Below are 24,977 nucleotides of genomic sequence, written 5' to 3' on the forward strand. Positions count from 1 at the left end.
TTATGCGGTGTGTTTTAGAGCACCTTGTCCAGAGTGATCGGAAACTCCCGAACTCGCTTGCCGGTGGCGTGGTAAATCGCGTTCGCCACCGCCGCCGCCACCCCGACAATGCCGATCTCGCCAACGCCTTTGGAACCGAGGGCGTTGACGATCTCGTCGTGTTCTTCGACGAACACCACGTCAATCTCGCCGATATCGGCATTCACCGGGATGTGGTATTCGGCCAGGCTGTGGTTCATGTAGCGCCCCAGTTGATGGTCGATCTGGGTTTCTTCATGCAGGGCCATGCCGATCCCCCACACCACCCCGCCGAGAATCTGGCTGCGCGCCATTTTCGGATTGACCACACGCCCGGCGGCAATCGCGCTGACGACACGCCGAACTTTGATCGTGCCCAAGTCTTCGTCCACCTGGACCTCGACGAACACCGCCGAATGGGTCGCGGTGGCGTAACCCTCGCGTTTTTTGTCGGGCTCGCTGTCGACCTGAACCTCCAATGCGTCTTCGCCACTATCCTTCACCAACTGCGCCAGCGACACACTTACGTCCCCCGTGTGCAGGTGACCGTCCTCAAAGCGCACGGACTCGGCGTCCTTGAATACCGGGTAAGTCTGGCGGGCGATGCTCAGCAGTCTGGCGGTCAGCGCTTCGCAGGCTTGTTGCACGGCAGTGCCCACCGAGGACACGGTAAACGAGCCGCCCTGCAGCGGCGCGGTAGGCAGTGAAGAGTCGCCGAGCAGAAAAACCACATCCTCGACCGCCACACCGCTGGCCTGGGCCGCGATCTGGGTCATCACCGTGTAGGTACCGGTGCCGATGTCGGTGGTGGCACTGCTGACCGTCAACTTGCCCTGCGCATCGATGCGCGCCTTGGCACTGGCCTTCATTTGCATGGCCTCCCACACGCCACCGGCCATGCCCCAGCCGATCAGTTGGCGGCCGTCGCGCATGCTGCGCGGCTCCGGGTTGCGCTGCTTCCAGCCAAAACGCTCGGCGCCTTCGTGATAGCACTCGCGCAGGGCTTTGCTCGACCAGGGCTTGTCTTCGTTCTGATTGCGTTCGGCGTAGTTGATCAAGCGCAGTTGCACCGGGTCCATGCCCAGCGCGCAGGCCAGTTCATCCATCGCGCATTCCAGGCCGATCACGCCCAACGCGGCGCCCGGCGCGCGCATGTCCAGGGGCGTGAACACATCCAGCGGCACCAACTTGTAGGTCAGTTGCACGTTGTCGCAGTGATAGAGCATGCCGCTCCATTCCACCACGTGTTCACTGAAGTCCTCGAAACGTGAGGTCTGGCCAATCGCGGTATGCCCCAGCGCCAGCAAGCGGCCGTTGGCGGCGGCGCCCATCTGCAAGCGCTGCAGGGTGCGCGGGCGATAGCCGAAGGTGAACATCTGCTGGCGGGTCAGCGTAACCCGCACCGAGCGCTTGAGCGCCAGGGACGCCATCACCGCCAAGGGCAGTTGGTATTGCGGGCGCAGGCCGGAGCCAAAGGCACCACCGACGAATGCAGCAAAGATACGCACCTGGCTTTTATCCAGGCCGAAGACTTTTTGCACATAGGCCTGGCAGTTCTGCGGGCCCTGGGTCTTGTCGTGGATATGCAGCGTGCCATCCGGCTGATAAAGCACAGTGCTGGCGTGGGGTTCCATCGGGTTGTGGTGTTCGATGGGCGTGCTGTAGTGCAGATCGAGGCTGATGGCCGCGCCGGACCATTCGGCCTGGAAGTTGCCGCGGGGTTTGGGCGGGGTTTGCGGCGAGGGATGGGCCAGTTCCTGCTGGGCGAGCAGATCGGTCTCGAAGTCCTCGCGCGCGTAGTCGATGTGCACCAGCGAGCCGGCGTGCCGCGCCAACTCCAGGTTATCGGCGATGACCAAGGCCAAGGGCTGACCGCTGTAGAGCACGCGGTCGTTATACAGCGGGCGAAATGGCGAGCCGTCCGCCGCATCAGCATCCGCGAAGGCATCGTCGTAACTGGCGATTTTCGGGCGGTTGAGGTGATGGATCACGTCCACCACGCCCGGCAGCGCTAACGCCTTGGACGCGTCGATGCTGATAACCCGGCCCTTGGCGATAGTGCTGGACACCACGCTGCCATGCAGCAGGCCATCCTCGCGAAACTCACCGGCGTACCGCGCCTGGCCCGTGACCTTGAGCAGACCGTCGACACGGTCCAGGGGTTTTCCGATAGCGGTCATGGCTGTTCTCCTGCGACGGCGGCGTCGCTGAGCGCACGGATAATTGCGCGGCGCGCCAGCTTGATTTTAAAGCCGTTATGTTCCAGTGGCTCGGCGTCTTGCAGCAGCGCGTCGGCGGCGTTGCTGAAGGTTTCGCGGCTGACGGCCTGGCCGATCAGCGCGGTTTCTACCGCACGGTCACGCCAGGGTTTGTGGGCCACGCCACCCAGGGCCAGACGCGCGTCGACGATGGTGTCGCCGTCCAATTCAAGGGCGGCGGCCACAGACACCAAGGCAAAGGCGTACGACGCACGATCGCGAATCTTCAGATAATGGCTGTGACGCGCCAGGTGGTCGGCGGGCAATTCAATCGCCGTGATCAGCTCATCGTCAGCCAGCAGGTTGTCGCGCTGCGGGGTATCGCCGGGCAGCCGATGGAAATCCGCGAACTCGATGACGCGTGCGCCGCCACGGCCTTCGACATGCACCCGCGCTTGCAACGCGGCCAAGGCGACGCACATGTCCGACGGATGCGTGGCCACGCACTGCGCGCTGGCGCCGAGAATGGCGTGGATACGGTTCAGGCCGGTACGCGCCGGGCAGCCGCTGCCGGGTTCGCGTTTATTGCACGGCACCGTGGCGTCGTAGAAGTAGTAGCAACGGGTGCGTTGCAGCAGATTGCCACCGGTACTGGCCATGTTGCGCAACTGCGGCGAAGCGCCTGCGAGAATGGCTTGGGACAGCAGCGGGTAGCGCGCTTCGATCAGCGGGTGCCAGGCCAGGTCGGCGTTGCTCACCAGCGCGCCGATCAGCAGGCCGCCGTCGGCGGTTTCTTCAATCTCATGCAGCGGCAGGCCGGTGATATCGATCAGGTGCTCGGGGCGGCTGATGTTTTCTTTCATCAGGTCCAGCAGGTTGGTGCCACCCGCAATAAAGCGCGATGCGCCGCTGGCCAGGTGCACGGCCTCATGGACGTCGGCTGGTTTGCTGTAGTGGAAGGGGTTCATTGCTCACCTCCCAGGCCGTCTTTGATGGCATCGCGAATATGGGTATAGGCGCCGCAGCGACACAGGTTGCCGCTCATCAGCTCCTGGATCTGGGCGGTGTCGTGGGCACGGCCTTCATTGGCCAGGCCGACGGCGGAGCAGATCTGGCCGGGGGTGCAATAGCCGCACTGGAAAGCATCGTGTTTGATGAAGGCTTGCTGCATGGGGTGCAACTGGTCGCCGTTGGCCAGGCCTTCGATGGTGGTCAGTTCGGCACCGTCGCACATCACCGCCAGGGTCAGGCACGCGTTAATGCGTTTGCCATCGCGCAACACCGTGCAGGCGCCGCATTGGCCGTGGTCGCAGCCTTTTTTGCTGCCGACCAGGTCGAGTTGTTCGCGCAGCAGGTCCAGCAACGTAGTCCAGGGCAACACGTCCAGTTGGCGATCGTGACCATTCAAGGTCAACCGTATGGAGTGGGCGACGAACGGTTGGGCCGCCGCGCCATTGGGGGTCGCGCTCATAAACACCTCACGGGTTGGTGTACATCCGCGGCGTTCAGGAAAGTCGCCGTCTCAGGGGTACGACTTCCCGGGGTTTTGAGCGTTCAAGCGGATTGATCAGCGGATATTGAGCAGGGTTTTCAGGGTATTGCGCGGGGGATTGATCGAGGAGTTGCTGTATTCGAACCAGCCTTGGGCCTCGACATTCAGGTCGAATACATAGATGTAGCCCATCAAGGTGCCCGCGCCATTGCAGGTCTCGCTGACGTTGCCGACCTGGCACACCGGCGTGCGCTGGCCATTGAGCACCGCGCCGTTGAACAGGCCGACAGGGTTGTTGCCCAGGCCCACTTCCATCACCGACACCTTGGTTGGCCCACGGTGCGTGCACATCTGCGTGGTGCTGGTGCGCTCCGGGATGGTTTCGGTGCACTTGGCCGACTCGACCTTGAATACGCGCACTTCGCTCAAGGCCGGTGCAGTCGCGCCCCACACCGGTGCCGCACCCAGCCACAGGCCGAGACAAGGGATCAGAGCTAGACTCCACGCGGTGGCTTTTTTCATGCTGTCGATGACCCGGTATTGAACGTCGGCGCAGTATGCCTCAAGGCCATGCGCCATACAGCCTCGGCTGCTGGTATGATGCGCCGCTTTTTCCGATCCTCTCTGAAACCAAAGGCGCTTGGCGCAGTTTGTGCTTTGACTTAGAGGTCAACAAATCACGACGCAAGATAGCGTCACAGGGAGCAGGCATGCTGGAAAAGCTGTTTCAACTCAAGGCACACAACACGAACGTGCGCACCGAGATTCTCGCGGGCATCACGACATTCCTGGCCATGGCCTACATCCTGTTCGTGAACCCGAGCATCCTCGGCGAAACCGGCATGGACAAGGGCGCGGTGTTCGTCGCGACCTGCCTGGCGGCCGCCATCGGTTCGACCGTCATGGGCCTGATCGCCAACTACCCGATTGCGCTTGCGCCGGGCATGGGCCTCAACGCCTTCTTTACCTACACCGTCGTGCTGCACATGGGCCATACCTGGCAAGTGGCGCTGGGTGCGGTGTTTATTTCGGCGGTGCTGTTCTTCCTGCTGTCGATCTTCCGCATCCGCGAGTGGATCATCAACGCCATTCCCCTGCCCCTGCGCTCGGCGATTGCCGCCGGTATCGGCCTGTTCCTGGCGCTGATCGCGCTGCACAACGCCGGCATCGTAGTGAGCAACCCGGCGACCATGGTTGGCTTGGGTGACCTGAAACAACCGGCACCGATTCTCGCCACGCTGGGCTTCGTACTGATCGTTGCGCTGGAAGCCCTGGCCGTACGCGGTGCGGTACTGATCGGCATCCTGGCAGTCACCATCGCCTCCATCGTGCTGGGCTTCACCCCGTTCATTGGCGTGACCTCGATGCCACCGTCCCTGGCCCCGACATTCCTGCAACTGGATATCAAAGGTGCGCTGGATATCGGCCTGGTCAGCGTAATCTTCGCCTTCCTGTTCGTGGACCTGTTCGATAACTCCGGCACCCTGATCGGCGTCGCCAAGCGCGCCGGCCTGATGGGCAAGGACGGCCACATGCCGAAAATGGGCCGCGCCCTGATCGCCGACAGCACGGCCGCCATGGCCGGCTCGCTGCTGGGTACCTCGACCACCACCAGCTACATCGAATCGGCCGCAGGCGTGAGCGCCGGTGGCCGTACCGGCTTGACCGCCATCGTGGTAGCGATCCTGTTCCTGCTGGCCTTGTTCTTCTCGCCACTGGCTGCCAGCGTTCCGGCCTACGCCACCGCGCCGGCGCTGCTGTTCGTAGCCGTGCTGATGACCTCGGGCCTGGCGGAAATCGACTGGGATGACATTACCGTTGCAGCGCCGGTGGTCATCACCGCCCTGGCGATGCCCTTCACATACTCCATCGCCAACGGCATCGCCTTCGGCTTCATCGCCTGGACCGCCATCAAGCTGCTTTCGGGCCGCTACCGTGAGCTGAACCCAGCGCTGGTGATTCTGTCGATTCTGTTCGTGATCAAGCTGGGCTGGTTCAACGCATGACTTTTGACGCCGCAAGCTACACCGCTCAACTGCAAGACAAGGTCACGCGCTTGCGTGACCTGCTGGCGCCGTTCGACGCGCCCGAGCCGCAGGTCTTCGACTCACCGCTGCAGAACTTCCGCCTTCGGGCGGAGTTCCGCCTGTGGCGCGAAGGCGGGGATCGCCACTACGCAATGTTCTCCCAGGACGACAAGCGCACGCCGATCCTGATCGAAGAATTTCCGATTGCCAGCCAGCGCATCAACCAGTTGATGCCGCAGCTCAAGGCCGCCTGGCAAGCCAGTGCCGCCCTGAGCCACAAGCTGTTCCAGGTGGAGTTCCTCACCACTCTGGCCGGCGATGCGATGATCACGCTGTGCTATCACCGCCCGCTGGACGAGCACTGGCAAACGGCTGCGAACAAGCTGGCAACTGACCTGAACGTGAGCATCATCGGCCGCTCCAAGGGCAAGCGCGATGTGATCGGCCACGACTACGTGGTGGAAAAACTCGACGTGGGCGGGCGCACCTTCAGCTACCGCCAACCCGAAGGCGCCTTCACCCAGCCCAACGGCACAGTGAACCAGAAGATGCTCAATTGGGCATACGAAGCACTGGGCGATCGCCCGGATGACCTGCTGGAGCTGTACTGCGGCAACGGCAACTTCACCCTGCCGCTGGCCACCCGCGTACGCAAAGTGCTGGCCACCGAAATCAGCAAGACCTCGGTGAATGCAGCCCTGAGCAACCTCGATGAAAACGCGGTGGGTAACGTCACCCTGGTGCGCCTCTCTGCCGAAGAGCTCACCCAGGCACTGAACGAAGTGCGCCCGTTCCGTCGCCTGCACGGCATCGATCTGAAGAGCTACGAATTTGGCAGCGTCTTCGTCGACCCGCCCCGCGCCGGCATGGACCCGGACACCTGCGAACTGACCCGTCGCTTCGACAACATCCTGTACATCTCCTGCAACCCGGAGACACTCGCAGCGAACATTGCGCAACTGCATGACACGCACCGGATCACCCAATGTGCAATGTTTGACCAGTTCCCGTGGACGCACCATATGGAGTCCGGGGTGTTATTGACCCGGCGGTAATTCCACGTCCTCGGGTTCTTTCTTGCGCGGGCGGCCGCCCTTCTTGCCATTGGCTCGGGCGGCGGCGGATTTGGCAGCACTGCTTTTGCGACCGTTGCGGGACGCTACCAGGCTGGTGGCCAAGTCCATCAACGGCTTGCTTGTGGCAATCAGGCCAGTGATCGAGACATCCAGATCCCGGGCTTCACAGCAAAGCGCCTTGCCACCAAAGCCGACCTCCAACTGCTGAAAATCCTCCAAGCAAAACCCCTTGAACTCCGGCAGACCAGCCACAGGCAGCACGACGCGACTGCCGTCGCTGAAGCCAATGGAGATGCAGTTGTCTTCGTAACGCACATTGCTGGCGTTGGCGTGCAGACGCTTGAGCTTGCGCCCACGGGCGATTGCCTTGTCGACATCAGCTTCGGTGAGCGGTACATAAGGTACGACTTTGGCTTTTATGATTTTCATAAATTGATCCCCACGCAATCTGGTGCTCTTACCAGATTCAAGATTGTCCGTTGCTCGATTACGTCATGCCAGGCGTTTGCGATGACATAGACACCAGGCCGAATGATCAACCCAGGAAGCACTTCACCCGCGTCCCAGTCCCAGGAATGATTTTCCAGGCAGACCGTTTGCAGGTTTTCCCACCACATCCTGCGGGCCCGCGCCAAGTAATGCCGCTGCATCATCGCCTCGCGTATCTCGTTCAGAACCGCCGTGGGTGGCCGCCTCCGGTCAGGCTCAACATCCCACAACTCCACATCCCCATTCAGAAAACTGAAACGAAAGCGTGCATCCCAGCCCTTGCCCCTGACATGCACATGAGGCGGGCAATGCTCATCCCTGAGAAAGACCGAAATGACATATCCCTTGTAAGCCGCTACTCTCATCGTAACCCATCCGTTAGGTTATTTTCTGTCAGGTAACAGTTTTCCCAGTGGCACCCGACAACCGGCTCCCAACTTCCGGAGCTTTTTCACAGACTAGTGACGATAAAAAACCCGGCGAATGCCGGGTTGTAACCACTCATGCCGAGGGCTGGAAATACCCCGCCAACGCCCGCAAGTCCTGCTCGCTGAGTAACCCCGCGTAATACTTCAACTGAATCCGCGCCAGCAAATACGCATGCCGCGCATTCGCCAGGTCACGGCGGGCGGTGAACAGTTGTTGTTCGGCGTCGAGCACGTCGAGGTTGACGCGCTCGCCGCCACTGACGCTTTTCTTCGTCGCGGTGACCAATGCCGTGGCGGAGCTGACGGCCATTTCATAGGCGCGCACTTTCGCCGCGCCACTGGTGTTGAGGTTGAACTGTTTGCGCAACTCCACCAGGGTGGCCGAGGTTTGCGCGTCCAGTTCGTACTGGGCCTGGCTCAACTGATTGCCTGCCTGACGGGTAGACGCCGACACCGAACCACCGGCGAACAGCGGCAAGCTGACCTGGATGCCGACGCTGTTGGTGTCGTACTTCTGGTTGTAGCTGCTTTCCGAATCGGAGCTGGTCTGGCGGCTGCTGGCGTATAGGCTGACCTTGGGCAGGTGCCCGGCACGTTTGCGCTCCACTTCGTAGGCCGCCACGTCCAGCGCGTGATGCTGGGATTTGAGCTCGGGGTTGTTGACCATGGCCATTTCCCGCCAGGTCTCGAAACGGTTCGGCTCCAGGGGCGGGATGTCGAATTGGCGGGTCAGCGGCGCCAGCGCCTCGATCTGCAGCGGTTGGCCGACAATGGCTTCCAACTCACGCAGGGCACTGTCCTGGGCGTCCAGGGATTCGATTTCTTCGGCCTGGGCCAGGCTCAGGCGCGCCTGGGTTTCCAGCACATCGGTGCGCGTGCCTTCGCCACCTTTAAGCAGGCGGTCGTTGAGTTGCAGGCGTTCGGCAAATGCGCGCTTCTGGGCGCGGCTCAGTTCGATACGTTCCTGGGCCAGCAACGCCTGGCTGTAGGCGCTGAGTACCCGCACCGCCAGTTCCTGGCTCTTGCCGCGAAAGCGCTCATCCGCCATCAGCGCCTGGGCCGTGCCTTGGCGAAACCGCGCATAGGCTTCGTAATCCAGCAGTGGTTGTTGCAAGGTCAGGGTCGAAGCATAGCTGCGGTAGTCACGGTCGCTGGTGACATCACCCGCCGTCACCTCAGATTCGTTGCGAGAGTTGTTGTAGCTCCACGACAGATTCGGCAGCAACGCCGCCCGGCCGATCACGCGATTTTCTTCACCGGCCTCACGCTCCTGAATGGCGGCCTGAAAGGTCGGGTCATTGCGCAAGGCCAGATCGTACGCATCCAGCAAACCCAGCGCCTGCGCCGCGGGTGTACAGCCCAAGCAAAGGGTAAACAGCAGCGCCTTCATTCTTCCACCAGGGCCATATGGGTGCGGTCCAGCAAGGGTTTGAACAGGTAGTTGAGCATCGAGCGCTCACCGGTCTTGACGAAGGTTTCCACCGGCATGCCGGGGCGGATCTGTACGCCGTCGAGTTGTTGCATGCCCGCCGCACTGACCTGGGCACGCAATGTGTAGTAAGGCTCGTCCGTGCGCTCATCGACCTGGCGGTCGGCGGATACCAAGGTCACCTCGCCCGCCACCCGTGGCGTGGTGGCCTGATTGAAGGCCGAGAACAGCAACTCCACCGGCAAACCGGGGTGCACTTTGTCGACCATCTGCACCGGCACCCGTGCTTCCACCAGCAGCGGCTCGCCCTGGGGCACGATGTCCATCAGCGCCTGGCCGGGCTTGATCACGCCACCTTCGGTGTACACGTCCAGCCCCACCACCACGCCGGACGCGGGCGCGCGTACCAGGCTGTTGGCCAGCTCGAATTCGGCCGAGGCCAGGCGATTGCGCAGGTCGTCGCTGCGGGTGCGGGTGTCGGCCAACTGGCCGCGCAGGTCTTTCTGGAAGTCTTCGCCGAGCTGGCGGATGCGCAAGCGCAGTTCAAGCACCTGGCGCTGCAACTGGCCGATGCGGCCGTAGTCTTCGGCGATGGTGCCGTCTACCTGGGCGTACAGGCGCTCGCTGTCGAGCAGGCGATTGCGCGGGATGTAGCCGTCGCGCGCCAGTGCGCGCAGGCCTTGCAGTTGCTCATTGAGCGCCGCCCGTTGCTGCAACTTGCTCGCCTGGGAATCGCGCGTGCCGCGCAACTGCGCTTCGGCCCCGGCGATGGTCTCGCGCAGGCCTTGCTGCTCGGTGGCCAGCGACTGGGCGCGGCTGTTGAACAGTTGCCGTTGCAGCTTGAGGGTGTCGGCCGCCTCCGGTTCGTTCAGCAGTTCAGGGCCGAAGGTGATCGCAGGAAACCCTTCGCTTTCCGCGCTCAACCGCGCTTCGCTGGCCAACGACGCCAGGTACTGGCTGCGCAGCGACTGCATCTGCCCGCGCAACGGGGTTTCCTTCAAGCGCAGCAACACTTGACCGGCGTTGACCACCTCACCGTCGCGCACTTCGATACGCTCGACGATGCCGCCGGTAGGGTGCTGCACGGTTTTGCGATGGCCCGAAACCATCACCTTGCCGGACACCGCCACACCCTTGTCCAGCGGCGCCAACGCCGCCCAGCCGACAAACCCGACAAATCCGCCGAGCACCAGCAGCCAACCCAGGCGCGAATATTGTTTGTCATCCAGCGCCAGCACGTTATTGGGCGCTTCGCTGACCAACACCGGTTTATTCATGTTCATGCCTGTTTTCCTTCACCGAGGCGGTAACTCATGCTCATGGTCGACACCGGTTTGCTGGCTGCGGGTTTGTGCCGCGCTTCCAGCACCCGCGCCGTGGGGCCGAAGGCCTGCAATTGGCCGTCCTTGAGGATCAGCAGTTGGTCGGTCAGGCTCAGCACATTGGCTTTGTGGGTTATCAGAATCACGGTGCGACGCTGCTGCTTGAGCTGGGCGATGGCCTGGAGCAAGGCCTGCTCGCCCACTTCGTCGAGGTTGGCGTTGGGTTCATCCAGCACGATCAGCGCGGGCAAGCCATAGAGGGCACGTGCCAGCGCCACCCGTTGTTTCTGCCCGCCGGACAGGCCTGCGCCGCCCTCCCCCAACACCGTGTCGTAGCCTTGGGGCAGTTGCAGGATCAGTTCATGCACGCCGGCCATTTGCGCGGCGGCAAGGACGTTGTCGGCGTCCAGCTCGGCAAACCTGGCAATGTTGTCGGCGATGCTGCCGGCAAACAGTTGGATGTCCTGGGGCAGATAGCCGATGTGCGGGCCGAGTTGCTGCTTGTCCCACTGGGTCAGGTCGGCACCGTCCAGCCGCACCTTGCCGGCCAGCGGTGCCCAGGCGCCCACCAGCACCCGCGCCAGGGTGGACTTGCCGCAGCCCGACGGCCCGATCACACCCAGCACTTCACCCGCTGGCAGATTAAAGCCAAGGTTGGCCAGCGCCGGCCGACGGCTGCCAGGGGCGCAGGCGCTGACCTGCTCGACGCTCAACTGCCCCTTGGGCACCGGCAGGCTCATGCGTGCCGGCCGCGCAGGGTTGTCCGCCAAGATCTTCGAGAGCCGCTCAAAGGCCAGGCGCGCCGAGCCCCATTGCTTCCATACGCCGATCAGTTGGTCGATGGGCGTGAGCACCCGGCCCATCAGGATCGAACCGGCGATCATCATGCCTGGCGTGATGTCGCCCTGCACCGCCAGCAACGCGCCCAGGCCCAGCACCAGGGACTGCAACGCCAGGCGCACGCCCTTGGACCAGGCACTGACGGCGGCGGTCTTTTCACTGGCCAGGTTCTGCTGCGCGAGAAATGCCTGGTGCTGGCTGAACCAACGCCCGCGCAAGGTGGCAAGCATGCCCATGGCTTCGATGGTGTCGGCATTGCGCAGGTTAGCGGTGGCCTGCTGGCTGGTGCTGATGGACAGTTGGCTGGCCTGGGCCATCGGTGCCTGGCTCACATGGTGATTGATCCACGCCAGGGCAATCAAAATCACCGCACCGCCCAGGGCCAGCATGCCGAGCCAGGGATGGAACAGGAAGATCACCAGCAGGTACACCGGGAACCACGGCGCATCAAAGAACGCGAACAACGCCTGGCCGGTCGCGAACTGGCGCAGCGTGGTCAGGTCATGCAGCGCCTGCCCCGCCGCCTGCCCCGACGCCTGGCTGCCGCCCTTGAGTTGCGCCTCGAACGCGGCGTCGTATACGCGCTGGTTCAAGCGCATGTCCATCTGCGTACCGAGGCGGATCACCACCTGGCTGCGCACCCACTCCAACGCGCCCATCAGCCCGAACAGGCCGAGGATCATCAGCGTCAGCATCAACAGGGTCATCTGATTGCCGGAGGCGAGCACCCGGTCATACACCTGCAACATGTACAGCGCCGGGGCGAGCATCAGCAGGTTGATCACCGCCGAGAACAGGCCGATGTTGAAGAAGCCACTTTTATAGGCCGTGAGGGCGGCCAGGGTTTCGTTGCCGGCGTGGCGCATCTGGAGGTTCTCGTGGGGTTGAGCGTGCAGCGTCGCCGCGTTGACAGGCGATACGACGCTGCGCAGAATTCGGCACCGCCGTCGCCGGAAGAGTTAGAAGGCTTGGGCGACGGCGGTGTGTCATGCGGCGAATGGGAGAGCGATCTTCCATTCGCTTTTTTCCTGCAGCAGCCGGCTCAGGCGGCGAGTGCCCAGTCCTGGGCCACGTCTTGCACACCCACCAGGGCAACGTCGCTGGACACTGCGCTGGCGTGTGCCGCCAGGCCCGCAGACACTTCGTCGAAGGTGCTGGCAGTGGACAGGCCAAAGTCGTCGAGCAGGTTGTTGAGCACGGTTTCCAGCGCGGCGGTATTGCCCTGCATCAAGCCGAAGATCACGCTTTGGACCTCGTTGCCCGCCCGGCCTGCACCCTCGGCGGCGCTCAGGTCGAGGCCGTTGAACGCGACTTTGAAGTCGCTCAGGCTGAAGTCGCTGCCACTGCCGCCGCCCAGGCCTGTGCCCAGTTGCACATTATCCAGGTCGCCCCACAGGTAGTGGTTCAGGTTGCTGCTGGCAGGCAGCGACGGGTTGAACACATAGTGCAGGCCATTGCTGGTGTCGCTGTCGGCGATGAACGCGTACTCGGAGTTGTTGGCGCCGTGGGTCGAATACTGATCGCCGCTGAGGGTGCCGTTGCTGAAACCACCCGTGTTACTGGTGCCGTGACCTGCGGTGTTGAACCCCACCGCCCAGGCACTCAGGTAGTCCGATACCGACAGAGAACCCAGGCCCGAATCGTAGCTAACAGAAATAGTCATCACTGAACCTCGTTAAACAACGTTTTTGATAAACACGCCGGTGCGGCGTGCCTTTTTGCCCACCCATGGGCAAAACCGTTAATCAGCTGCCTGCGCACGCTGATCAGAATTTGTATTCCAACATTCCGCTCAGGGTTCGCCCGCGTGCCAGGCTGAGGTTGTTGGCGTCGCCCATGGCAACGAAATAGGCTTCATCGGTGGCGTTTTCCAACGCCAGGGCAATGTTCAGTTGATCCGTCATCCAGTAACTGGCGTACAGGTCATAGAGCGTGTACTTGGGCCACATCGCCTGATCCATCAGTTCGTAGCCCTGCTGATTGAGGTTTTCGCCGTTGCCCGAGCTGTAGCGCACACGCACACCGGTATCCAGGCGTTTTTCCAGAAAGCGCGCACCCAGCGTCAGCGAGCCGCGATCGGCAGGCATGTACGTGGCGTTACCCATGATTCGCCCGCAGCTTTCCTGGTTGTTGGCGACGTCGTCATCCAGCACTTCATAAGTGGTGACCGGCCGTATGCTGATGCGCCCATCCGGCAGTGTGAAACGCTCCAGGCGCGTGGTTCTGGGCCCGGTGGTCTTGGCGCCGCCCATGTAGTAGTTCTTCGAGCAGAACTCATTGCTGCCGATCATGTGGGTGTAGCTGAGGTTGGCGTATGCGCGCCCCATGTCGTAATTGAGCTGGTATTCGACCCCGCGAAAGCGCGTCGGGTTGGTGTTATTGACGTACGCCATGGTTCCGAGAAATCCACCCACCTGGGTTTCCGGCAAGCTGACGCTGGTGTTGAGGAAAGAGAAGTTTTCAATCCGGGTATCGAAGTAAGCCACTTTCATGCCGAGGCGATCGTCACTGAAGAACAAGCCTTCCTTGAAGACATTCATGCCCACTTCCCAATCCCGCGATTCTTCAGGCTTGAGGTACGGGTTGGGGAAGACGCGCTCTCCCGAACCGCCGCCATGGGGGCGGCCGGTCATGAAGGTTTCGGTGACCGCCGGTGGCCGCCAGCCCTTGCCCCAACGGGTATAGAGTTGCAGCCAGTCCAGGCCCGGTTTCACCGCGAGACCGAAGGTGGGCGAAAACTGGCCTTCTTCACGGTCAACCTCAATCACTTCCGCGACACGCCTGGCGCCGACGAGGCTGTTGTAGAAGCGATCACGCCGGTACAGCGTCATGCCGGTTTCGCCTTCAAGCCGATAGCGGTCATAACGCAGGCCCGCATCCAGGGTCAGCCAGCCGCCATATTCGTACTGCGCGTTGTTGAACAGGCTGGCGATGGTGCGTTTGCCTCCTGGAGTACTGCCCTCTGCGTAAGGCAACAAGCCCAGGTTGTTGGTGGCTTCAACTTTGTTGGTGCGTGGCTTGAACTCGTCCTGATACAGCTCCACACCGTAATTCCAGGTGACATGCCCTCGCTCGCCGAAATCAAACCGCGAGGTGTTGTCACCCTGCAGGCCCCAGGTGTCGGTCTGGAAGTGATCGGTGTAGGCACCGACGTAGTTACCGGTGCCTGGCGACGACTGGTTGGGGCTATTGCCGCGATCCATCTGGGTGGTGACGTAATAGAGCTTGGCCTTGAGATCGATCAGCGCGTTGTCCGGGCTGTAGCTGTAGTCCAGCGCAACATTTTTCGCATTGAGATTGTTTTTGCTGGTGCGCACGTAATAGGTGCTCTGAAGGTCATCGGCGATATAACCCCAGGCATCGTTACTGTCGGTGTCGCTTTCCAGGTAGCTCAACTGCACACGCTGGTCGTTGGGCAAGTTCAGGCCGAACTTGACGATCTGCGAGCGGGTCACGCTGCCGGTGTCACCGACTTCGCTGTTCAACCAGTCGTCGAAGGCCGCCGGGGCGTACTTTCGGGCCCGCAGGTTGGTGCCCAGGTTGTCGTCGTTGTGCTTGCCGGCGCGGTAGTTGCCAAAATGCCGCTCGCTGTAGCCCAGCAACACATCGCCGCGCTCATCGCTAAAGGCGAATACGCCGCTGCCGTTGAAGTCGGTGCCGTTACCCAACTCACCGATGCCGCTGCCGGCACGCAGGCGGCCGCCGTACTCCTTGCCGTCTTTGAGAAACTCACTGGCATCCAGGGTCTTGAACGAGGCAATTCCGCCCAACACCGCTGCCCCGCCCTGCCCCGACTGGCTGCCCTTGTCGATCTCGATGCTGGAGATGAACTCCGGGTCGATCAGCATGGTGCCGTTGCGTTGCTGGTGGCCATTGACGTTGAAGTTCTGGCGCATGCCGTCGATGTTCATGTTCACGCGGCCGTAGTCCTGCACGCCGCGAATGTTCACCGAGAGGCCGGGGTCGCGCTGGTTCACTGCGGTGTAGACGCCGGCGGTTTCTTCAAGCATGTCGGCGGCGTGACGGGGCGGGCGTTTATCGATCATGTCACGGCTGATCACGGCCACGGACTTTGGGGTCTGGTACACCCAGTCACTGGCCTGGCCGTTGGTGTTGCCGGTGATGGTGGTGGTGCCAACGGTCATGGCGCCGTCGTGATCATCGCTGACGCGGTTGAGGGTCACCTGGCGCTCGCTGGTAAAGCGATATTCCACCGGCGCGGCGCCGAGCAAACGGCCCAGGCCTTCCTGAACGCTGAAGCTGCCTTTGAGCGCGGTGCTGCTCAAACCTTGCAGGCGCGGGCTGTCGAACAGCACCTGCAAACCGGCCTGGTCGGCAAAGGCCAATACGGCACTGCCCAAGGACTGCGCAGGAATATCGAACGTCAGCACGGCGGGCTGGGCCGCGCCCACTTGAGGCGCCGCCGCGTACACGGGTGACGTTGCGGCGAACAGGCCCAAGTGGATGGCCAGGGCTAACCGGCTACCGGTGATACGCCCCTTGGTGAGTGCTGACATTTCTGGCTTTCCCTACGCTGATCGTATTTTTGTTTATGCGAATGCTTCTCACATAGCAAGACGTACGAGGCGCAGGAAGTCAGTAAGGTTTTTTTAAAAGTTTTTGTGCGAGGGGTTTCAAGCGGGTGAGAGCGCGACTCCCACCGGGTCATCAGTAAATGAGGCTGAGGCCTGCCAGGTCCAAGCGTTGCACCTGGAGTTCCTGAGTCAGGGTGCCGAGGGCCGTGTCGAGCATGTCGAGGCGGAACACACCGCTGACTTCACGCTCGCCCAGGTCGGAATGGGTCAACACCACCTGGCCGGGCCGGTAGCGGTTGAGTTGTTCAATGACCTTGGCCAGCGGCTGGCGATCAAAGATCAACACGCCGCGCCGCCAACTGGTGGCACGGTCGACATCAAATTGATCCAGCGGCACGATGCCCTGTTCGGGGCTGAAGCGCGCGGCCTGGCCCTGCTTGAGCACATGATCGCTCGGGCCGTTTTTCGGTGTGGCGTGCAGGGAGACTTCAACGCTGTGTTGCAACACGCCGACCCAGCCGTGGCGGTCGTCCTCGCGCTGCACCACAAACCGCGTGCCCAACGCCTGCGTCTGCCCGCCGGCGCTCTGCACCACGAAAGGGCGGGTTTCCTTACCCACCATCGGCGCCACGTCAAAAATCGCCGAACCCTGGATCAGGCTGATGCGCCGCTGCACGCCGTCGTAGTCCAGGCGGATGGCGCTGGCGGAATCCAGCTCCACCGTGCTGCCATCGGCCAGGTGCACGGTGCGCACTTCACCTTTTTGGGTGACGTAATCGGCCTGCATGCGCAGCCAGGCGTCCGGCCCGCGCACCCAGCCCACGCCGGCCACCACCACAACCAGCGCCACCGCTGCCGCACGTTGCCACGGCCTGCGTCGCGGGGTTCGGCGCACCGGCGGCATCGCCGACGACGGGCGCTGGCGATGCGCCGGTTCGTCCTTATGCACCTCGCCCAACGCCGCCCAGGTCCGCTCGGCATAACGCAACGCCCCTTCATGGCGGCTGTCGCAGGCGATCCACTGGCGCAGCTCGGCCTGCTCCTGGTCGGTCAGGGCACCGGCGTGCAGGCGCACCGCCCAATCGGCGGCCGCCTCGGTAATGCTGTGCTGCTGCGGACCCTGGCTATTCACGTGTGAATCTCGAATTTTTCGTTATATAACGCTGTGACGTCTGACCTGGCAATTTTCCGTAATTCATTCGTCGGATGGCGTCACCTCACCGTCCTGCAAGCGCTGCATCACGTACGCCAATGCCTTGGCCAGGTGCTTTTGCACGGAACTGTCGGAGATGTCCAGGTGCCGGGCAACCTGGGCGTGGGTCATGCCCTCTATACGGTTCAGACGGAAGATCTGCTGGGTTCGTTCCGGCAACTGCGCCAATGCCTGCTTCAACGCCTGCCGCTGTTGCTGCGCCATTGCCTGAGCCTCCAACCCGGCCACGTCATCTTCAATCTCGGCCAACGCCTCATGGGGCACGGAATCGGTCTTGCGCCGTGCTTCCTGGCGAATATGGTCGATCAGCAGATTGCTCGCCGTTCGATAGAGATAGCCCTGGGAATTGTCGATGCGCTCGCCGGCCGGTTTTTCCGCCAGGCGCAGGAAACTCTCCTGTACCAGGTCGGCCGCCAACTGCGGGTCCCGTACCTTGCGAGCCAGATACCCCCGCAGGGTATCGGCGTGCTTGAGAAACAGGCCCTTGAGATCCACGTCCGACAAACCGACTCCCTGGAATGTAAAGGAAACACACGGGCATCTTAAGCGTTGTCGAGAATGATTTTCAATTGATATCTAATCTGATTCCGCCGTAGGACACGCCTGATTAAAAGTTCGGTAATCGAACACATCCGTTGCCATCAATTGACCAAATTAACTAACCAGTACATTTTATCCACACAACGAACAAGAACTGTGGAGATACCCCCAATGCCGCCTATCGTGCTGGTGCTCAACGGCCCCAACCTCAACCTGCTCGGCACCCGCGAGCCTGCCACCTATGGCCACGAAACCCTGGCCGACGTCGCCGCCCTGTGCGGACGCAGCGCGGACAAGCTCGGGCTGAAAATCGAATTTCGCCAGACCAACCACGAAGGCGAACTGCTGGACTGGATCCACAGCGCCCGTAATCGTTGCGCCGGTATCGTGATCAACCCGGCGGCCTGGACCCACACCTCGGTGGCGATTCGTGACGCGCTGGTGGCCAGTGAAGTGCCAGTGATCGAAGTGCATTTATCCAACGTGCATGCCCGTGAAGCGTTTCGTCATCACTCCTTTGTGTCGCCCATCGCCAAAGCGGTGCTCGCCGGGTTTGGCAGCCACGGCTATCACCTGGCACTGGAGCACTTCAGCCAGTTGCTGAAAGGATCGGCTCAATGAAACCGCGCATCCTCGCTGGCCTGATCGGCGCCGGTATCCAGGCTTCCCGCACCCCCGCCCTGCACGAACAGGAAGGCGACGCCCAAGGGCTGCGGTACTTGTATCGCCTGATTGACCTTGAGCCCCTGCACCTGGACATCAACGCCCTGCCCGATCTGCTGGACGCTGCCGAGTTGATGCACTTTACCGGGCTGAACATTACCTACCCGTGCAAGCAGGCGATCCTACCGTTGCTCGATGAACTGTCCGACGAAGCCAGGGGCATCGGCGCGGTGAATACGGTGGTGTTCAAGAACGGCAAACGCATTGGCCACAACACCGATTGCCTGGGCTTCGCCGAAGGTTTCCGGCGCAACCTGAATGATGTAACGCGCCAGCGCGTGGTGCAGATGGGCGCCGGTGGTGCGGGCGCCGCGGTAGCGCATGCGTTATTGGCAGAAGGTGTGGAGCACTTGAGTATTTTCGACGTAGACGTCAGCCGCGCCCGTGACCTTGTGGATAACCTCGCCCAGCGTTTCGGCAATGGCCGTGCACAAGTGGGTCAGGATTTGGAAAACGCGATGGCCGAGGCCGATGGCCTGGTCAACACCACGCCGATGGGCATGGCCAAACTGCCCGGCACTCCCGTACCTGCGGCACTGCTGAGAGCCGAACTATGGGTGGCTGAAATCGTGTATTTCCCGCTGGAAACCGAACTGCTGCGCGATGCCCGCGCCTTGGGTTGCCGCACGCTGGATGGCGGCAACATGGCGGTGTTTCAGGCGGTGAAGGCGTTTGAATTGTTCAGTGGCGAGGTGGCGGATGCACAGCGGATGCTGGCGCACTTCAAGAGCATGAATACCTGAAATGTGGGAGGGAGCTTGCCCCCGATGGCCATTGGTATCCATACAACTCTCAAAGGCTTACACATAACATTGTGGTGAGCGGGCTTGTTTGCCCTCCTACATAGGAATGCATTCCAATCGGGTCACTCAAGCCTGCAGATACCGCAACACCGACTCACAGATCATCTCGCGATGGCGCTGTTTAACCACGTCATCCGACAGTTCGATCTGAAAAATCTCACTGAACGTATGGCGGTTGGACACCCGGTAAAAGCTGAATGAGTTGATCAGCAAGTGCACATCCAGTGGTTCCAGGCCCTCACGGAACAGGCCCATTTCCGCGCCCCGACGCAGGGTCGCGCCCAACCCCTCAAGGATCTTGCTGTTCATCGCCTTGATCGTGTCGGTGCGTTTCACGTACTCGGCATTGTGGATATTTTCGATGCTGACGATCCGCACAAAGTCCACGTTCTGATCGTGGTGATCAAAGGTGAACTCCACCAGCCGACGAATCGCCTCTCGCGGCTCCAGCTCGGTCAGGTTCATGCGCGTTTCGGTGTTGCGGATATCGCCGTAGAGCTTCTCCAATACCTCGACGTACAACTGCTCCTTACTGCCGAAGTAGTAATAGATCATGCGTTTGGAGGTGTGGATGCGCTCGGCGATGGCGTCCACGCGCGCGCCGGACAAGCCCTGTTGGACAAACTCCACAATGGCTTCCTGAAGGATGTTTTCGCGGGTCTTTTCCGGGTTGTTCTTACGACTCTTGCGCGGTGCGGCTTGCACCTCGGGGAGTTCGGGACTTGAGGTCATGGTGCGCTCACGGCCATTTTTATTGTGCAGGCCGCGATTATGGGCCCCGGTGCTCCCCGAAGGAAGCACCCGACAACCCCTTATAAACGTGCCTGGCGCGCCGCACCGCTGCGGGACTTGGCCATTGCCGCCAGACGCACCGCCACGTTGGCCGCGCCGTAGCCGGCATAGCCATTCTTGCGCTGGATGATCTCGAAGAAAAACCGCCCCTCGAAGGGTTCGGTGTACACATGAAACAACTCACCGCCCTGGGCGTCGCGGTCGTACAACACGTTGTAGTACGCCAGCTCGCTGAGGAACTCGTCGTCGAAATCGAAACGTGCGGCCAGGTCGTCGTAGTAGTTGAGCGGAATATCCAGCAGCGGCACGCCGGCCTCTTTGGCACGGCGCACTTCGGCGAAAATATCCGCACAGTCGAAGGCAATGTGGTGCACGCCGGAGCCCCGATAGCTCGATAGCGCGTGGGAAATGGCGGTATTGCGGTTTTCGGAGATGTTCAGCGGCAGGCGGATCGAGCTGCAACGGCTGCGCAAGGCGCGGCTTTTGACCAGGCCGTAAGGGTCGGGCAGCACCACTTCGTCATCGGCTTCAAAGTCCAGCAGGCTCTTGTAGAACAGCACCCAACTGTCGAGGCTGTCGGCCGGCAGGGCCATGGCCATATGGTCGATGCGCAGCAAACCGCCGGCGTCGGTCGAGGCAGTTTGCAGGTTGAAGTCGGTGTCATACAGCCCGCCTTCGCTTGGGTCCACCAGGTAGATCAGGCTGCCATCCGGTGCGCGCACGGCCGCCAGTTCCAGCTCGTTGGGGCCGACCAGGCCGCGATAGGGTTGGCCTTTATAGGCGACCGCTCGCTCCTGGGCCTTGGCGCTGTCCTTGACCCGGATCGCCGTGGCGCACAAGGACGGACCATGGGCTTCGAAAAAATTATGGGCGAAGGAATAGGGTTCGCAGTTGAGGATCAGGTTGATATCACCCTGACGCAGCAGGCTCACGCTCTTGGAGCGGTGCTGCCCGGCCTTGACGAACCCCAGGCGTTCCAGCCAGTTCGTCAGCTTGGCGCCGAGGTTTTCATCCACGGCAAATTCGAGGAACTCAATGCCGTCATACTCACTCGCCGCCGGGGTTTCGAAGAGGATATCGACCGGTGTGGCAGGCGCTTCTTCGGCCAGGCGCTGGCGGGTTTTCTCTTCCAGGTACAGCAGCGAACGCAGGCCATCGGCGGCATTGGCACGGGTTGGCGCAGCGCGGAAACCATCGTTGAAAATTTCCAGGGACAACGGCCCGGTATAGCCACTCTTGATGATCGGTGCCAGAAAGCCCGCCAGATCAAACTCGCCCTGGCCGGGGAAACAACGGAAATGCCGGCTCCACTCCAACACGTCCATGGCCAGGATCGGCGCGTCGGCCATTTGCACGAAGAAGATCTTGTCGCCGGGGATCTCGGCAACGGCACTTGGGTCGCCCTTGAGCGACAGGGTATGGAAGCTGTCGAGCAACACGCCGAGGCTTGGGTGATCGACCTGACGCACCAGGTTCCACACGTGTTGCCAGGTGTTCACGTGCTTGCCCCAGGCCAGCGCTTCATAACCGATGCGCAAGCCACGACGGCCGGCATGTTCGGCCAGCAGGCTCAGGTCATCGAGCAAAATCTGTTGATCGCCGACGCAATCGGCCGAGGCATTACTGCACACCAGCACCAGGTCGGTGCCCAGTTCCTGCATCAGGTCGAATTTGCGCTCGGCCCGCTCCAGGTTGCGCGCCAGGCGGTCGCGGCGGCAGCCTTCAAAGTCACGAAAGGGCTGAAACAAGGTGATGGCAATGCCGAGGTCCGCGCACATCTGCCTGACTTCACGGGGGCTGCCGTCGTAATACAACAGGTCGTTCTCGAAGATCTCAACCCCATCAAACCCGGCGGCGGCAATGGCTTCGAGTTTTTCCGGCAGGGTGCCGCTCAATGAAACGGTGGCAATGGAACGTTGCATGGACGACTCCCGGCAATTGTTGTTTGTGGCAAATTATTCGCCCCCAGCCTACACGCAGCAATTAAAATGTACGAACCGGTTAGTTTTTGGTGCGATTATCGAACACTAAGCCTCTTTGGCGAATTGACGATTTTTTAGCCGCTGCGCACCATCGATCCCGCTACAAACGTTTATAAAAGACCCAGAACACACCATAAAAATTTCAAAAAACGGGTACAACCACATGCCTTCGCAAAACTCCGCCCTGGCCTCGCGCCCCGGCACCCCGCACGCCGGCATCGGCGACAAGATCCGCGGCGCCATGGCCGTCGGTAAAACCCGCTGGGGCATGTTGGCCCTGGTGTTCTTCGCCACCACCCTCAATTACATCGACCGCGCCGCCCTCGGTGTCATGCAACCGATCCTCGCCAAAGAGATGAGCTGGACGGCGATGGACTACGCCAACATCAACTTCTGGTTCCAGGTGGGCTACGCAATTGGCTTTGTGTTGCAAGGCCGCTTGATCGACAAAGTCGGCGTGAAGCGCGTGTTCTTCTGCGCGGTACTGCTCTGGAGCCTGGCCACCGGCGCCCACGGCCTGGCGACCTCGGCCGTCGGCTTTATGGTCTGCCGTTTTATCCTCGGGCTGACCGAAGCCGCCAACTACCCGGCTTGCGTCAAGACCACGCGGTTGTGGTTCCCTGCGGGTGAACGTGCGGTGGCCACCGGGATCTTCAACGCCGGCACCAACGTTGGCGCAATGATGACGCCGATGCTGCTGCCGCTGATCCTGCATGTGTGGGGCTGGCAGGCTGCCTTCCTGTGCATGGCATCGCTGGGCGCGATCTGGCTGGTGTTCTGGGGTTTGAAGTACTACAACCCGGAAGATCATCCGAGCGTTAAACAATCCGAATTGGACTACGTGCAACGGGAAGTCGAGCCGCAACAGCCTGGCGTGCCGTTCAGCCGCATTCTGCGCATGCGCGGCACCTGGGCTTTTGCGATTGCCTACGCGCTGACCGCGCCGGTGTTCTGGTTCTACCTGTATTGGCTGCCGCCGTTTTTGAACCAGCAATACAACCTGGGCATCAACGTGACCCAGATGGGCATCCCGCTGATCATCATCTACCTGACCGCCGACTTCGGCAGCGTGGGCGGGGGCATCCTGTCGTCATTCCTGATCGGCCGCGGGATGAACTCGATCAAGGCGCGGTTGCTGTCGATGCTGCTGTTTGCCTGCTGCATCGTCGGCGTGATCATGGCAGCCGGTTCCAGCGAATTGTGGGTCGCGGTATTTGCCATCTCCCTGGCCATCGGCGCGCACCAGGCCTGGACCGCGAATATCTGGAGCCTGGTGATGGACTACACGCCCAAGCACATGATGAGCACCGTGTTCGGCTTCGGCGGCATGTGCGCGGCCATCGGCGGCATGTTCATGACCCAGATCGTCGGCCATATCCTCACCGTGACCAACAACAACTACACCGTGTTGTTCACCTTGATCCCGGCGATGTACTTCATTGCGCTGACCTGGATGTACTTCATGGCGCCGCGCAGGATTCCTACCGTAGACGTCTGAGCCATCCCCCAGAGCCATCCCCTGACCTATCGACGCCGCTGCTGCCAGGCAGCGGCCAACCCGCTCATGCAGATCACCCCGATACCGACCACCGTGGTCATATCGGGGGTATGACTGAACACCAGCCAACCCAACAACCCCGCAAACACGATCTGGCAATAGCCGAATGGCGCCAGCAAGGCCGGCGCCGCAAAGCGGAACGCCTGGGTCAGCATCAGGTGCGCGGTCATCCCGCACGTGCCCAGCGCCAGCATCATCACCCCGTGCCACAGCGTCGGGATCTGCCAGAAGAACGGCACCATTGCGCTCATCACCAAGGTATTGCACAGCCCGGCGAAGAAATTGCTGGTGGTCGGTGTGTCGTACTGGCTGAGGATGCGGGTGAGCAACTGGTAGAAGCAGAAAAACAGCGCCGAGCACAGCGGCAGCAACACCGCCGGGGTGAAGAGTTCACCGCCGGGATGGATGATCACCAGCACGCCGACAAACCCGCAGATCACTGCCAGCCACTGGCCACGCGTGACGTGCTCACCCAGCAGCGGCACCGACAGCGCGGTTACCAGGATCGGCGCCAGGAAGTTCACCGCCGTGGCTTCCGCCAATGGGATGTAATGCAACGCCGAGGTAAAAAACAGGCTGGTGCCCAACAGGCACAGGGCCCGCACCACCTGCATGCCGGGCCGCTTGCTGCGCAGCACGCGCAGACCCGATTGCGGCAGGAAAATCCCGGCCATCAACACGGTGTGCACCACGTAGCGCGCCCACACCACCATCACAATCGGGTAGAACCCGGCCAGGTATTTGGACAAGGCGTCGTGGCTGGAGAACAGGAACGTCGCCGCCACAATCAGCACAATGCCTTTGAAGGGATGGTTGACGCCGGACAGCGGGGTACTGACAGTCATGGAATTCTCTTGCGTGGCGGACGGAACACCGAGCACTGAACGAAATAGCGCTCAACCCGGTAATCTAGCAGCCGGGTCGGAGTCTGCCCCAAGAGCATAACCAAACACCGGGCGAACAGCGCACTAAATCATGGGAATCGAGTCCAACCCTGCACGTTCGCCCCCGTGCTGCACACTTTTTAACCAAGGCCTGCTGCTATGAAAAAAACCCTCTTTGCTCTTTCCACCCTTGCCCTGCTCACCGCCTGCAACCAACAAGCCCAGGACGCACCTAAACCCGCACCCGCCTCCGTGCAGGCCACCCTGGTGCCGGAGACGCCACCGACCGACAAATGGGTCGGCAAGTGGATCGGCGTCGAAGGCCTGAACCTGACCATCGCCAAGGACGACGCCATCGGCCGTGGTCACTACGTGCTCACCATGCAATACGGCCTGGATGCGGACGATTCCGGCACCTTCAAGGGTGAGGCCTCCGAAGACGGCATCGCTTTCACCCGCCCGGACGGCCCGCAATTGCTGCGTGCCGGCGACGGTGAAGCCACTGGTTTGAAATGGCTGGCAGATAAAAAAGACTGCCTGATCGTCGACACCGGCGAAGGGTATTGCCGCTAATACCGGCCATACTCAACCCACATCTTTGTAGGACCGTTCATCAAGAGGATTGCCC

22 protein-coding genes are annotated in these 24,977 nt (G+C 61.6%); 6 read left to right on the top strand and 16 right to left on the bottom strand.

Features of this window, described 5'->3' with window-relative positions; translation table 11 throughout:
* Positions 1-14: 14 nt before the first annotated feature.
* The 4 genes from DNK50_RS27800 to DNK50_RS27815 all read right to left on the bottom strand — a co-directional run bounded on the left by DNK50_RS27800 (position 15) and on the right by DNK50_RS27815 (position 4,230).
* Positions 15-2,198 carry a xanthine dehydrogenase family protein molybdopterin-binding subunit gene (locus DNK50_RS27800; RefSeq protein ID WP_112196805.1) on the bottom strand — a complete coding sequence of 728 codons (2,184 nt, stop codon included), beginning with the start codon at positions 2,196-2,198 and terminating at the stop codon, positions 15-17.
* Positions 2,195-3,184, bottom strand: coding sequence for a xanthine dehydrogenase family protein subunit M (locus DNK50_RS27805; protein WP_099584734.1), 990 nt, complete (start codon positions 3,182-3,184; stop codon positions 2,195-2,197). The genes DNK50_RS27800 and DNK50_RS27805 overlap by 4 nt, the downstream gene beginning before the upstream one ends.
* Positions 3,181-3,687 (bottom strand): (2Fe-2S)-binding protein, encoded by a 507-nt coding sequence (locus tag DNK50_RS27810; RefSeq protein ID WP_112196806.1) that lies wholly within the window; start codon positions 3,685-3,687, stop codon positions 3,181-3,183. Before DNK50_RS27810 ends, DNK50_RS27805 begins: the two co-directional genes overlap by 4 nt.
* Positions 3,688-3,783: 96 nt before the next feature.
* Positions 3,784-4,230, bottom strand: a complete 447-nt coding sequence (locus DNK50_RS27815) for a DUF4879 domain-containing protein (protein ID WP_112197000.1) — start codon at positions 4,228-4,230, stop codon at positions 3,784-3,786.
* Positions 4,231-4,418: 188 nt separating this feature from the next.
* On the opposite strand from DNK50_RS27815, the gene DNK50_RS27820 reads away from it, so the two are divergent.
* Together DNK50_RS27820 and trmA are read left to right on the top strand one after the other, a co-directional pair.
* A complete protein-coding gene (locus tag DNK50_RS27820) occupies positions 4,419-5,714 on the top strand; it encodes an NCS2 family permease (RefSeq protein WP_099584731.1) in 1,296 nt (431 codons plus the stop codon).
* Complete coding sequence (trmA, locus tag DNK50_RS27825; protein ID WP_099584730.1) at positions 5,711-6,790, top strand: tRNA (uridine(54)-C5)-methyltransferase TrmA; 1,080 nt, start codon at positions 5,711-5,713, stop codon at positions 6,788-6,790. Before DNK50_RS27820 ends, trmA begins: the two co-directional genes overlap by 4 nt.
* Here the strand turns inward: trmA and DNK50_RS27830 are convergent.
* The 9 genes from DNK50_RS27830 to DNK50_RS27870 all read right to left on the bottom strand — a co-directional run bounded on the left by DNK50_RS27830 (position 6,773) and on the right by DNK50_RS27870 (position 17,571).
* Positions 6,773-7,240: a DUF2442 domain-containing protein gene (locus DNK50_RS27830; RefSeq protein ID WP_099584729.1), complete on the bottom strand. Its 468-nt coding sequence runs from the start codon at positions 7,238-7,240 to the stop codon at positions 6,773-6,775. The two genes, trmA and DNK50_RS27830, sit on opposite strands and share 18 nt — an antisense overlap.
* On the bottom strand, positions 7,237-7,665 hold the full coding sequence (locus DNK50_RS27835; protein ID WP_112196807.1) for a DUF4160 domain-containing protein: 429 nt from the start codon (positions 7,663-7,665) through the stop codon (positions 7,237-7,239). The genes DNK50_RS27830 and DNK50_RS27835 overlap by 4 nt, the downstream gene beginning before the upstream one ends.
* Positions 7,666-7,801: 136 nt before the next feature.
* Entirely contained in the window at positions 7,802-9,118 is a 1,317-nt protein-coding gene (locus tag DNK50_RS27840) for a TolC family outer membrane protein (protein WP_112196808.1), read from the bottom strand.
* Entirely contained in the window at positions 9,115-10,434 is a 1,320-nt protein-coding gene (locus tag DNK50_RS27845) for an HlyD family type I secretion periplasmic adaptor subunit (RefSeq protein ID WP_371929535.1), read from the bottom strand. The genes DNK50_RS27840 and DNK50_RS27845 overlap by 4 nt, the downstream gene beginning before the upstream one ends.
* 2 nt (positions 10,435-10,436) lie before the next feature.
* Positions 10,437-12,185, bottom strand: coding sequence for a type I secretion system permease/ATPase (locus DNK50_RS27850; RefSeq protein ID WP_112196810.1), 1,749 nt, complete (start codon positions 12,183-12,185; stop codon positions 10,437-10,439).
* 176 nt (positions 12,186-12,361) lie between these two features.
* The gene (locus DNK50_RS27855; RefSeq protein WP_112196811.1) at positions 12,362-12,982 is read right to left on the bottom strand and encodes a heme acquisition protein HasA; all 621 of its coding nucleotides are present in this window, start codon (positions 12,980-12,982) and stop codon (positions 12,362-12,364) included.
* Positions 12,983-13,085: 103 nt separating this feature from the next.
* Positions 13,086-15,836, bottom strand: coding sequence for a TonB-dependent receptor (locus DNK50_RS27860; protein ID WP_112196812.1), 2,751 nt, complete (start codon positions 15,834-15,836; stop codon positions 13,086-13,088).
* 151 nt (positions 15,837-15,987) lie between these two features.
* The gene (locus DNK50_RS27865) at positions 15,988-16,986 is read right to left on the bottom strand and encodes a FecR family protein (protein WP_099584722.1); all 999 of its coding nucleotides are present in this window, start codon (positions 16,984-16,986) and stop codon (positions 15,988-15,990) included.
* Between the two features lie 63 nt (positions 16,987-17,049).
* Positions 17,050-17,571, bottom strand: coding sequence for an RNA polymerase sigma factor (locus DNK50_RS27870; protein WP_099584721.1), 522 nt, complete (start codon positions 17,569-17,571; stop codon positions 17,050-17,052).
* A gap of 207 nt (positions 17,572-17,778) precedes the next feature.
* Between DNK50_RS27870 and aroQ the strand changes: the two genes are divergently transcribed.
* Together aroQ and DNK50_RS27880 are read left to right on the top strand one after the other, a co-directional pair.
* Entirely contained in the window at positions 17,779-18,228 is a 450-nt protein-coding gene (gene aroQ / locus DNK50_RS27875) for a type II 3-dehydroquinate dehydratase (protein ID WP_099584720.1), read from the top strand.
* Positions 18,225-19,073 carry a shikimate dehydrogenase gene (locus DNK50_RS27880; protein ID WP_112196813.1) on the top strand — a complete coding sequence of 283 codons (849 nt, stop codon included), beginning with the start codon at positions 18,225-18,227 and terminating at the stop codon, positions 19,071-19,073. Before aroQ ends, DNK50_RS27880 begins: the two co-directional genes overlap by 4 nt.
* 126 nt (positions 19,074-19,199) lie before the next feature.
* On the opposite strand, the gene DNK50_RS27885 is transcribed toward DNK50_RS27880, so the two are convergent.
* Positions 19,200-19,865: a TetR/AcrR family transcriptional regulator gene (locus DNK50_RS27885; RefSeq protein ID WP_112196814.1), complete on the bottom strand. Its 666-nt coding sequence runs from the start codon at positions 19,863-19,865 to the stop codon at positions 19,200-19,202.
* A gap of 80 nt (positions 19,866-19,945) precedes the next feature.
* Positions 19,946-21,847: a 3-dehydroshikimate dehydratase QuiC gene (quiC, locus tag DNK50_RS27890; RefSeq protein WP_112196815.1), complete on the bottom strand. Its 1,902-nt coding sequence runs from the start codon at positions 21,845-21,847 to the stop codon at positions 19,946-19,948.
* Positions 21,848-22,070: 223 nt separating this feature from the next.
* On the opposite strand from quiC, the gene DNK50_RS27895 reads away from it, so the two are divergent.
* Complete coding sequence (locus DNK50_RS27895; protein ID WP_112196816.1) at positions 22,071-23,405, top strand: MFS transporter; 1,335 nt, start codon at positions 22,071-22,073, stop codon at positions 23,403-23,405.
* A 26-nt stretch (positions 23,406-23,431) separates the two neighbouring features.
* Here the strand turns inward: DNK50_RS27895 and DNK50_RS27900 are convergent, their stop codons facing one another.
* The gene (locus DNK50_RS27900; RefSeq protein ID WP_112196817.1) at positions 23,432-24,310 is read right to left on the bottom strand and encodes a DMT family transporter; all 879 of its coding nucleotides are present in this window, start codon (positions 24,308-24,310) and stop codon (positions 23,432-23,434) included.
* Between the two features lie 198 nt (positions 24,311-24,508).
* Here DNK50_RS27900 and DNK50_RS27905 point away from each other — a divergent pair, with 198 nt between their 5' ends.
* Positions 24,509-24,922: a membrane lipoprotein lipid attachment site-containing protein gene (locus tag DNK50_RS27905; RefSeq protein WP_099584714.1), complete on the top strand. Its 414-nt coding sequence runs from the start codon at positions 24,509-24,511 to the stop codon at positions 24,920-24,922.
* Positions 24,923-24,977 lie beyond the last annotated feature (55 nt).

Source organism: Pseudomonas sp. LG1E9, assembly GCF_003290225.1.
GTDB lineage: Bacteria > Pseudomonadota > Gammaproteobacteria > Pseudomonadales > Pseudomonadaceae > Aquipseudomonas > Aquipseudomonas cyclaminis.